This is a genomic window from Campylobacter sp. (assembly GCF_017646085.1).
Classification (GTDB): Bacteria; Campylobacterota; Campylobacteria; order Campylobacterales; family Campylobacteraceae; genus Campylobacter.
Map to the genome: position 1 here is coordinate 1 of NZ_JAGCNF010000088.1, position 10,561 is coordinate 10,561.

10 protein-coding genes are annotated in these 10,561 nt (G+C 31.2%); 4 read left to right on the plus strand and 6 right to left on the minus strand.

Translation table 11 applies throughout. From position 1 onward, the window contains the following. The 5 genes from J6V67_RS04765 to glmU form a co-directional block, all read right to left on the minus strand. Positions 1-189: prepilin peptidase (locus J6V67_RS04765; RefSeq protein WP_291859527.1), on the minus strand; the 189-nt coding region annotated here is incomplete at its 3' end. Next, a complete protein-coding gene (gene uppS, locus J6V67_RS04770; protein ID WP_291859530.1) occupies positions 189-866 on the minus strand; it encodes a polyprenyl diphosphate synthase in 678 nt (225 codons plus the stop codon). The genes uppS and J6V67_RS04765, both read right to left, overlap by 1 nt. Continuing rightward, positions 863-1,534 carry a hypothetical protein gene (locus J6V67_RS04775; RefSeq protein ID WP_291859533.1) on the minus strand — a complete coding sequence of 224 codons (672 nt, stop codon included), beginning with the start codon at positions 1,532-1,534 and terminating at the stop codon, positions 863-865. The genes uppS and J6V67_RS04775 overlap by 4 nt, the downstream gene beginning before the upstream one ends. Continuing rightward, on the minus strand, positions 1,531-2,691 hold the full coding sequence (gene coaBC / locus J6V67_RS04780) for a bifunctional phosphopantothenoylcysteine decarboxylase/phosphopantothenate--cysteine ligase CoaBC (RefSeq protein WP_291859535.1): 1,161 nt from the start codon (positions 2,689-2,691) through the stop codon (positions 1,531-1,533). Before coaBC ends, J6V67_RS04775 begins: the two co-directional genes overlap by 4 nt. Then, positions 2,681-3,985, minus strand: coding sequence for a bifunctional UDP-N-acetylglucosamine diphosphorylase/glucosamine-1-phosphate N-acetyltransferase GlmU (gene glmU, locus J6V67_RS04785; RefSeq protein ID WP_291859536.1), 1,305 nt, complete (start codon positions 3,983-3,985; stop codon positions 2,681-2,683). Before glmU ends, coaBC begins: the two co-directional genes overlap by 11 nt. Positions 3,986-4,120: 135 nt before the next feature. Between glmU and J6V67_RS04790 the strand changes: the two genes are divergently transcribed. The 4 genes from J6V67_RS04790 to J6V67_RS04805 are packed head-to-tail and all read left to right on the plus strand — an operon-like array spanning position 4,121 to position 9,793. After that, positions 4,121-5,314, plus strand: coding sequence for an efflux RND transporter periplasmic adaptor subunit (locus J6V67_RS04790; RefSeq protein WP_291859539.1), 1,194 nt, complete (start codon positions 4,121-4,123; stop codon positions 5,312-5,314). After that, entirely contained in the window at positions 5,314-7,239 is a 1,926-nt protein-coding gene (locus tag J6V67_RS04795; protein ID WP_291859541.1) for a MacB family efflux pump subunit, read from the plus strand. Before J6V67_RS04790 ends, J6V67_RS04795 begins: the two co-directional genes overlap by 1 nt. Before the next feature lies 1 nt (position 7,240). Beyond that, positions 7,241-8,536, plus strand: a complete 1,296-nt coding sequence (locus tag J6V67_RS04800) for a TolC family protein (protein ID WP_291859544.1) — start codon at positions 7,241-7,243, stop codon at positions 8,534-8,536. Continuing rightward, on the plus strand, positions 8,537-9,793 hold the full coding sequence (locus J6V67_RS04805; protein ID WP_291859546.1) for a ComEC/Rec2 family competence protein: 1,257 nt from the start codon (positions 8,537-8,539) through the stop codon (positions 9,791-9,793). On the opposite strand, the gene J6V67_RS04810 is transcribed toward J6V67_RS04805, so the two are convergent. Beyond that, positions 9,764-10,561, minus strand: a 798-nt coding sequence (locus J6V67_RS04810) for an ArsS family sensor histidine kinase (RefSeq protein WP_291859548.1), incomplete at its 5' end; no start/stop codon positions are given. The two genes, J6V67_RS04805 and J6V67_RS04810, sit on opposite strands and share 30 nt — an antisense overlap.

The following is a 10,561-nucleotide window of genomic DNA, read 5'->3' on the forward strand; positions in this document are numbered from 1 at the left end:
GTTTTTACACTTTGCTTTAAGCATTATCCACGAAAGTAGGGGTATAAGCTCAGTAGCGCTAAGCTTTTTGGCGCAGCTTGGGCAGCGGCTACGACTAAAGACAAAATCCTCTCCAATAGGTATGCGAGTGATTAAAACTGTAGTAAATGAGCCAAGACATATCCCAAAAATAAAAAATATTAGCAACATTAAATTGCTCCAAATTTACGGTGAATGGATTTAAATTTAGCTATAATTTCTTCAAGTTCTTTACTAGTAAAATCTGGCCATAGAGTTGGTGTAAATACTAGTTCTGCATAGCTTGATTGCCATAATAAAAAGTTACTAAGCCTTTGTTCTCCACCAGTGCGAATAAGTAGATCTACATCACCAAAATTAGCGCTATCTAGGTGATTTGCAATGCTTTTTTCATCAATTTTAAAGCCATTTTGAAGAGCTAAATTTACAGCTCTTACAATCTCATTTTGGCTTCCATAATTTATAGCTAAGATTAAATTTAACCCATAATTATCTTTAGTTTTATTTTTTAAATTTGCTATAGCCTCTTTTAGTTCATTATTAAAAGGAGTTAAATCGCCAATGGTGTGAAATTTAATATTGTTTTGTAAAAAAAGCCCCTCTTTGAGATTGATAAACTTTAAAAGTAAATTTAGTAAAAAATCAACCTCGCTTTTTGGCCGTTTCCAATTTTCTGTACTAAAAGCATAAAGTGTTAAATTTTTTATATTATTTTTAGCACAATATATGGCAATATCATTTACTACATCTGCACCTTTTTTATGGCCATTGGTTCTTACTAGGGAGCGATTTTTAGCCCATCTTCCATTGCCATCCATAATTATAGCTAGGTGATTTAATTTGTTCATATTGTAGCCTTTATAACTGCTTTTTGCCATAGAGGAGATACTTGTTTAATTTCAAATTCGCATCCTAACTCATCAACTAAGGCCTTGCTAAGGCTAACATAAGGTGAGCTAACTAGGCGAATTTTTCCATCATTTATAGAGATAATTATTGGTGCAAATAAAGAAAATACCAGATAAATTTTAGGATTTTTCCCAAGTAAAATTTGTATTAATGCAGAACGGTTATCATAATAAAATGGTATATGAAGTATGTTCTCATTTAATGCCATAATCATATCTGTATATATACTAAATTCATCTTTTGAGATTGGATTTGCCATTTTAGATTTTATATATGATATTAGCCATGAGAGATTTTGCGAGCTTGCTACCATCTCAATAAGAGCTACTCCATCATCTAAAACCGGCTTTATAATCTCTCTTTTAGTAAGAGAGTTTATACTTATCATACCGCCACTTTGAGATCCGATATTAGCATAGTATTCGCTTCCTACTTCTAGATCTTTATAGCTTGTAGTGCTAATTGTTTTGGTGCCAAATTTAATATTATAACGGTTAAATCTAGTTTGTTCTAATACCTTTATGATAACTGGCAAGCTTGAGTTTATTATTGTTGGAATATTATTTGATATTTGAGCAGATTGAATTTTGGATAATTTATTTATCATATATTTTTTGCCAGTATAGTGATTTGTGATGCGACTAGTTCTTTTGATGTTAGATCTGTTTGTATAATTGTATCTTTAGTTATAAAACTTATCTTGGTTTCATTAGATCCAAATTTAATCTTATCTCCTAAAATATTTAAACACACTGCATCAAGATTTTTGTTTTTTAGCATATCTTTGGCATTATTTAGAGCGTTTTTAGCGTCCATTTCCATCTTAAAACCGATCTTTTTGCAATTTAAATTTAGATTTTTTAATATATCGATATTTAGTTTTAGCTCGATCCTATCTCCCATTTGATCTTTTTTGATCTTGCCATATTTTGGATTAGCGCATATAAAATCGCTAACTGCTGCACACATTACTAAAATATCATCTAAATTGACTTTTTGCTGATTTAAGATATTGTATAGTTCATTTGAGCTATTAAATTTAATTATTTCATATGGGGCATTAAAATCAATAGAGCTAATAAATACAACATCAGCCCCAGCATAGTAAAAGCTATCGGCTAAAGCTTTAGCCATTTTGCCGCTTGAGTGATTAGTAATGGCTCTTACATCATCGATTTTTTCAGTTGTCGGACCACCGGTGATTATGACTTTTTTATTTTTGTAAAATTTATCTTGATTTAACACTCTTTTGGCAGTTTCTACGATTACCCATGGCTCATTTAATGCACCTTTTCCATAATCACCGCAAGCTAAAGTTTTAATAATTGGCTCAATAATTATAAATCCATCGTCTTTTAAAATCTTTAAATTTCGAATTGTCGCTGGATTGTCTAGCATATTATAATTAGCAGCTGGAGCTATAATCTTAGGACAAGAGGCTGCTAGAATTGTTTGCAAAAATATATTATCAGCAATTCCATTTGCAATTTTATTGATACTATTAGCTGAAGCTGGAGCGATGATAAGTAGATCATTTTTGCTAAAGCTTATATGATCTAAACCATTTGCCCAATTTTCATTAGTAGATGTTAAAACCCCATCGCTAAGTGCTTCAAAGCCTAATGGAGTAGTAAATTTAAGAGCTCCATCGCTTAGTAATACTTTAACATTTGCTCCATTTTTTTTAAGCAGACTTAAAATTTCAAAAGCCTTATAAAAGCTAATACTGCCACAAACTGCTAGTAAAATATTTTTATTTTTCATCTTTTTTACCAAAGAATTTATAAAAAAATCCACTTTTATTATTTTGTTTGGCTCTAGCTATTATTAGATCGCCTTTTTGGCTATCATGTGTTACGCTTGAGCCAGCTGCTATTAGAGTATCATCGGCAATATTTAGTGGAGCGATTAGCTGTGTATCGCTACCTATAAATACGTTTTTGCCTATTATGGTTTTATTTTTATTTTTGCCATCGTAGTTGCAAGTGATTGTACCACATCCTACATTTGTACCGCTACCAATTTGACAATCACCTAAATAGCTTAAATGTCCAGCTTTTACATTATCTAAATTTGCATTTTTAAGCTCTACAAAGTTACCAATGTTAGTGGAGACTATGTAGCTTTTTGGTCTTAGGTGCGCCATTGGACCGATATCGCTATCTATTACTGTGCTATACTCTATAACTGAACTGCTTTTAATTATAGAGTTTTTAATAAAGCAATCACCTTTAATTACGCAACCACTTTCTATTTCACATTCGCCTTCAAATTTAGCTCTACTATCTATAAATACAGTTTGTGGCAGTCTAATTATAACTCCATTTTTCATTAAATCTGATTTTATCTGCTCTTGCATTATATTTTCGGCTTTGCTTAGAGCTAGCTTATCATTAATACCCATAAAGTTTTGCTCATCTACTAATACAGAGCTCACGCTTTTACCAGCTTTGAGTGCTAGTTCTATGGCGTCTGTTAGATAATATTCATTACTTGCATTTTGGTTGTTTATTTGCGGTAGGATTGAATTTAATAAAGCCGTATCAAAACAGTAAGCCCCAGCATTGCATAGATTTATTGCTTTTTCATCTTCATTGGCATCTTTTTGTTCTACTATTTTGATAACTTGGTCGCCATCTTTAACTACTCTTCCATATCCAAAAGGATCTTTAGATACAAAAGCAGCTATGGATATATCAGCACTTGCTTGTGCTAATGACCTTAGCTCGCTAGTTGCAACTAAAGGCATATCGGCGCATATTACTAAAGTTTTGTTAAATTTAGGTCTTGCTGCCATCACAGCTCCAGCAGTACCTGGGAAATTGATAGTGTCTTGAGTGACAATATTTATATTATTAAATTCTCTATTTATCTCTGAGCTTACTTCATTAAATTGATAGCCTAAAACTACTGTTATATCATTAGATATTTGTAGTGATTTTTCTATCACATGAGCGATCATTGATCTGCCACTTAGAGTGTGTAGGACTTTGGATTTAGGTGATTTCATACGGGTGCCATTACCGGCTGCTAGTATAATGATTGATATATTTTCCATAATCTTTTCTTTGTAGGATAAATTTTACAATATTGTACCTAAATATGGTTAAAATTGATTAAATTTAGATTACAAGCTTAACAATAAATTTACATAAATTTCATACAATGATATTAAAATTTTCTAAGGAACATAATGAAAATATCAAAAAAATTATTAGTTATTGCTGGCGTTGTAGCTACTAGTGGGGTTATCTTGTGGTGGGTATTAAGGGAAGATCAGCCAAAAGATGAGTATATTACAACATTGGTTAAGCGTGGAGATATAATCCAAAGCGTAGATGCAGTAGGCGAAGTCTTTGCTAGTAATCTAGTAGATGTGGGCGCACAAGTAAGTGGTCAGATAAAAGAGTTATATGTAAAAGTAGGCGACAAGGTAAAAGCTGGAGATAGAATCGCTCAAATAGATAGTATAAAACAACAAAATACGCTTGATCAGCAATTAGCAGCTTTAGAGATTTTAGAGGCTAAGCTAAACTCAGCTAAAATTTCAACTGATATTGCATTAAAGCAGTATAAAAGAGAACAAAATTTAGCAAAACAAAATGCTACAAGCCAAGAGAGTTTAGAAAATGCAAAAGATAATTATAGTTTAAAACTAGCTACATTAAAAGAGATACAGGCTCAAATAAAGCAGACTGGAATTGAGATTAATACTGCTAGAACAAATTTAGGTTATACAGATATTAGGGCGCCATTTGATGGAGTTGTAGTATCTGTGCCAGTAGAGGTTGGTCAAACTATTAATGCTAATCAAACAACTCCAACTTTAGTAAATATAGCAGATTTAAGCAAGATGGAGATAAGATTGCAAGTAAGCGAAGGAGATATACCAAATATTAAAGTAGGTAATAGGGTAGAGTATTCAATTTTATCAAATAATTTTAAAAAATATAACGCACAAATTAGCTCAATTGACCCAGGTTTGACTACACTAAGTGATGGTAAATACTCTACTTCAAATTCAAATTCAAGCAGTACTAGCTCAAGCTCAGCTGTATATTATTATGCTAAGGTAAATGTAGATAATAGTGATGAGATTCTTCGTATAGGTATGACAACAGAGAATAAAATAATAATTGCTGAAAATAAAGATGTCTTATATCTACCTACAATGGCGATAAAATCAGATAAAGATGGTAAATTTGTATATATTAAAAATGGCGATAAGATTGAACAAAGAGCTATAACTACAGGAATTACAAATGGTATAAATACACAAATTCTAAGCGGTCTTAGCGAAAATGAAGAGGTAATATATTTTCATCTAAACTCAGATAGTATGAAAAATATGATAAATGGCTCTAAAAGACCGATGATGAGGTTGTAATGATTAGGCTAAGTAAAATCCGTAAATCCTTTAAAGTCGGTGATACTCAAACTGAGGTATTAAAAGGTATAGATTTAGAGATAAAAAAAGGAGAGTTTGTAGCTATTATAGGGCAATCTGGTAGTGGTAAAAGTACTCTTATGAATATCTTGGGTTGTCTAGATACCTCAACAAGTGGAAAATATGAACTTGATGGTAAAGATATAAGTAAATTTAACAAAGATGAACTCTCAAATTTAAGATTAAAAAAATTTGGCTTTATCTTTCAGCGTTATAATCTACTTAGTTCAAATGATGTTAAAAGCAATGTCGCCTTGCCTGGGATTTATGCTGGAATAGATAAAGATACTAGACTTAGCAGAGCTAAAGAACTTTTATCTAAGCTTGGACTAGAGCATAAAATCGATACAATGCCAAACTATCTAAGCGGTGGACAACAGCAGCGTGTAAGTATCGCTAGGGCTTTGATGAATGGTGGGGAGATTTTGCTTTGTGATGAGCCTACTGGAGCGCTTGATAGTGCTAGTGGCGTGATGGTAATGCAAATTTTACAAGAGCTCCATAAAGATGGCCATACTATTATAGTAGTAACACATGATAAAGATATAGCTAGTTGGGCAAATCGTGTAATAGAGATTAAAGATGGCAATATAATTAAAGATGATGTAAAAAGCAATCAATGCTATGAAAAAAACTCTAAAAATATATCTAAAGAATCAAATTTTAAAGCTTTAAAAGATCGTTTGATAGAGAGTTTTATGATGAGTGTTGGAGCGATTAAATCACACAAGCTTAGATCATTTTTGACTATGCTTGGTATTATAATAGGTATTGCTTCTGTAATTTGTGTAGTTGCTTTAGCCAAAGGTAGTGAGCAAAAAATTTTAGCTAATATCAATAGTATGGGAACAAATACAATTACGTTGAATTTAGGTAAAAACTTTGGTGATAAAAATGCTAGAAAGTTAAAAGATTTTAGTATTGAGAGCTATAAGATGCTTGAGAGTCTTAGTTTTGTAGATTATGCTACGCCTAGAATTAATTCTACTGGATTATTAACATATGGCAATAAAAATATAGATGCAAGCCTAAGAAGTGGAAGTGAGAATTTGCTTAATGTTTCTGGGGTGACTATTATAGAGGGTAGAGATTTTGAATTTGATGATTTGAGATTTTCAAGATCAAATATTATCATTGATGATTTAGCACAAAAAGAATTTTTTGAAGGTGTTGATCCTATTGGTAAGACAATTATATTTAATAAGCAACCTTTTACTATCATAGGGGTTGGATATAAAGATCCAGGATCATATGGCGCTGATAATATTACTGTATATTTGCCATATACCACAGCGGCTAATAAGCTTACTGGTCAACAAAATATCCGTTCAATAATTGTCAAAATCAATGATGAGGTGAATGCTCAAGTAGCAGAAAGTGGTATAATAGAGGCTATGAGTGCTATTCGTGGCGCAAAGGATTTTTTTACTGTAAATTCAGATACAATAATGCAAACTGTTCAAAGTACTGTAAATACTATGAGTTTATTAATATCTGGTGTAGCATTTATCTCGCTTATGGTTGGTGGGATTGGGGTTATGAATATTATGCTTGTAAGCGTATTTGAGCGAACTAAAGAGATCGGAATTCGTATGGCAATAGGCGCTAAGAGTAAGGATATTTTGTTACAGTTTTTGATTGAGGCGATTTTGCTTTGTGCTATTGGTGGAATTATCGGTGTTGGGTTAGCATATTTAATCGGGGTAATAGTAAATGCACTAGATACCGGATTTACTATGATATTTAGCACGACCTCTATTGTTATAGCGATTGGCGTTTCTAGTATGATTGGGATAATTTTTGGATATATTCCAGCTAAAAACGCCTCTAAACTAAATCCAATCGATGCATTACTAAGGGATTAATATGAGATATATATTTACTATTTTTATTTGTATTTTAATTAGCGGTTGTGCTAGTAAAAAACTAGATTATGAGATAAAAGATGTGGAATTTTACACGCCACAGTGGTATAAAGATTTTAATCAAACTATGCTTAATAATCTAATTGATATGGCGTTAAAAAACAACGAAGATATCGGTGTAGCAGCACTAAATTTAGAGATAGCAATGATAAATGCAGGTATTGCAAGCGATAAATTTATTCCATCTATGAGCGGAGAAATTGGTGCTAATTCAAGTCGTGATATTAGTAAGAGTGATGAGTTTAGCTCTAGTTTTAACTCTAAATTTAGCTTAAGCTATGAGCTTGATATATTTGGCAAGATTTATGATAGCTATAAGAGTAAAGAGTGGCTTTGGAGTGCAAGTAGATCGACTCTAGAAAATTTACGCTTAACCATTATAAATCAAGTAGCAAATGGTTATTTTAATATTTTATATTTAAATGACTCTTTGCGTAGTTTAGAAGCAAATTTAAATAATGCTAAAATGCTTGATAATATCGTTACTTTAAAGTATGAAAATGGAAAAGAGGAACTATTAGCTATTAAACAAAGCGAACAAAATATATTAAAGCTGCAAAATCAAATTTATTCAACTAAAAGATCGCTAGAGCTTAGCTATGAGAGTTTAAAGAATTTAACTAGAAGTGAAGTTAGATTTGATGAGCTTAGCCTTAGCGGTGTGGAGTTTGTAGGGATTAGCGAATTTGATATTAGCGAGCTTTCAAACCGCCCAGATATCAGCGAAGCAGTAGCAAAGTTAAACTCAAGCTTTTATGAGTATCGTCTAAGTCAAAAGGATCTTTTACCTAGTCTTAGCCTTGGTGCAAGTTTAAGCGATAGCGATAAGGAATTTAAAAATAGTTTTAATTTCAATCAGCTTGGAGGAATTTTAAGCTTTAGTTTGCCATTTTTGGACTATTTTAAACTACAAAAACATATAAAAGTTAGTGAATTAGAATTTAACAAATTAAGGCTAAATTATGAAAAAACGCTAAAAAATGCAATAAATGAGGCATTAAAATATATAAATTTCTATCAAAATGATAAGATAACATATGATAATTTAGTTATAATGATGGAAAATCAAGATAAAATAGTTAATATTTATAAGAATAAATATCAAGAAGGCAGTGTAGAGTTAAAGGATTTATTAGAGGCACAAAATAATCTAATTTCAGCTCAAATTTCGTTACTAAATCAAAAATTTGAGCTATTAAATGATGAGTTAGGATATTATAAAGCAGTTGCAAAATAGATGAATCTTTTTGCTAATTCTAAACAATTTATAGTATTTGTTGCCATTTCTATGGCGGTTTTTACTATAAATTTTTATTTAGAATTTAAAAATTATGAAGCTTTTAAGGCAAAACCATATAGTTTTTTAAACTCCAATTTGCTTTTTAGTAACGAGAGACAGGGTAAAAATGGCAAATATTATGTTTTGCAGTTTAAAAGCGGAAATTATACATTTTACACACGTGCTAAAAATCTACCTAAATGTGTTAGTTGCGAGGTTGGAGTAATTAGTAAAAATTTGAAATTTAAAGATTATATAACTGGACGATTTTTTCTTCCAAGTTTTAAAATAACTCCGTTACAAACTTCAAAAAACCTAACAAATAGCCTAAAAGAGGCAATATCAAGCCAACATAAAAATACCAAAATGCAAGAGTTGTATAATGCGTTATATTTAGCTACGCCAATTAGTAAGGAATTGCGTCAAAATGTTACTAATTGGGGAATTGCGCATATTATTGCAATTAGCGGATTTCATCTTAGTGTAATTTTTATTTTTGTATTTTTTGTGGCAAGATTTACTATTGCACCGTTGCAAGATCGATACTTTCCATATTTAAATTTACGTTTTTATATTAGTTTGATTTTGTTTGCTTTAATGGGTTTTTATCTATATATTTTAGATTTTACTCCTAGTTTTTTGCGCTCGTATATAATGGGTTTGGTTGGATTTTTGCTTCTTAGTCGTGGACTTAAGGTTTTTAGCTTTGGGAATTTGGTTTTATCAGTATTGATTGGGCTAGCTTTTAGTCCGCAATTGCTCTTTTCTATTGGGTTTTATTTTTCGTGTCTTGGAGTATTTTTTATATTTTTATATATTCACCATTTTGGTAATAGACAAGACCTTAGTAGTTGGAGGCGAATTTTAATACATACATTAACGCTAGAAATTTTTGTATTTTTAGCTATGAATATTCCTGTATATTATTTTTTTCCAGTGACAAGCTGGTATCAGCTTAGCGTAATTCCGTTAGCCTATGCTTTTATAATTTTTTATCCAGTAAGCCTATTTTTACATCTTTTTGGAATTGGTGGTATTTTTGATTTATGGATGATTAAATTTATTGAGTTTGCCCCTGCTCAGGGTAGGGCAAATGTGGAGTTATGGGAGTTTATTGCTTATAATGTGTTAGCATTGTTAGCAATATATAAAAAACATATAATGATTTTATTAGCGTTTATTGGGCTATTTGTCTATATTTTTAATTTGATTTAATTCATTAAAACTAAAGATATTTATTCCATCTTTATGACAATAGTTTAATTTTAATTTGTGAGCGATTAAAATATTATGAACTATATAAAGCCCTAGACCAAAGCTTTTTTTGGCATTTGTGCCTTGTGTAAATGGCTCAATATAATATTTTAAATCACTTTCTAATGGCTTGCCTTTAGATGAAAATATAATTTCATTATGTGTAATTGTGATTTTGACAAATTTATCATCAGAATACTTTAACGCATTATCAATCATATTTTTACACGCAATAGCTAAGAGCTTAAAGTCAGCCCTTATCGTAACATCATCAACAGCTTCAATTGCCAAATTTGACTCTTCTGCCATTGCAATATCAATAGCTTCATCTATTACATCTCGCACTTTGCATGGTTTTAATTCGCCAACAAGTCTAGATGTTGCACGTTCTACAGCGGCAAATTCATTTATCAAACTCTCAAGTCGTTCAAACACATCTATTAAACGCTCTTGGTTTTTATTTTTTTCTATCATTTCAACAGTAATTCTGCCTTTAGTAATTGGAGTTTTTAGCTCGTGCATTATATTTCTTAAAAATAGCTGGCGACTTTTATTTAAATTTTTAATCTGACTAACAGCCTCATAAAAAGCACTTGCGACCTCACTAATCTCATCATTTCCAGTAGCTACATTTTTTATCTCTAAATCGCCTTGAGCAAATTTATCTATCTCACGTTTAAGCTTTCCAAGAGGCATAATTTTACGAATAATAAAAATATATGTAAGTAA

Bases quoted from the DNA above. Each gene is read 5' to 3' on its own strand.
- uppS (WP_291859530.1), bottom strand. From the start codon at position 866: ATGAACAAATTAAATCACCTAGCTATAATTATGGATGGCAATGGAAGA.
- J6V67_RS04775 (WP_291859533.1), bottom strand. From the start codon at position 1,534: ATGATAAATAAATTATCCAAAATTCAATCTGCTCAAATATCAAATAAT.
- coaBC (WP_291859535.1), bottom strand. From the start codon at position 2,691: ATGAAAAATAAAAATATTTTACTAGCAGTTTGTGGCAGTATTAGCTTT.
- glmU (WP_291859536.1), bottom strand. From the start codon at position 3,985: ATGGAAAATATATCAATCATTATACTAGCAGCCGGTAATGGCACCCGT.
- J6V67_RS04790 (WP_291859539.1), top strand. From the start codon at position 4,121: ATGAAAATATCAAAAAAATTATTAGTTATTGCTGGCGTTGTAGCTACT.
- J6V67_RS04795 (WP_291859541.1), top strand. From the start codon at position 5,314: ATGATTAGGCTAAGTAAAATCCGTAAATCCTTTAAAGTCGGTGATACT.
- J6V67_RS04800 (WP_291859544.1), top strand. From the start codon at position 7,241: ATGAGATATATATTTACTATTTTTATTTGTATTTTAATTAGCGGTTGT.
- J6V67_RS04805 (WP_291859546.1), top strand. From the start codon at position 8,537: ATGAATCTTTTTGCTAATTCTAAACAATTTATAGTATTTGTTGCCATT.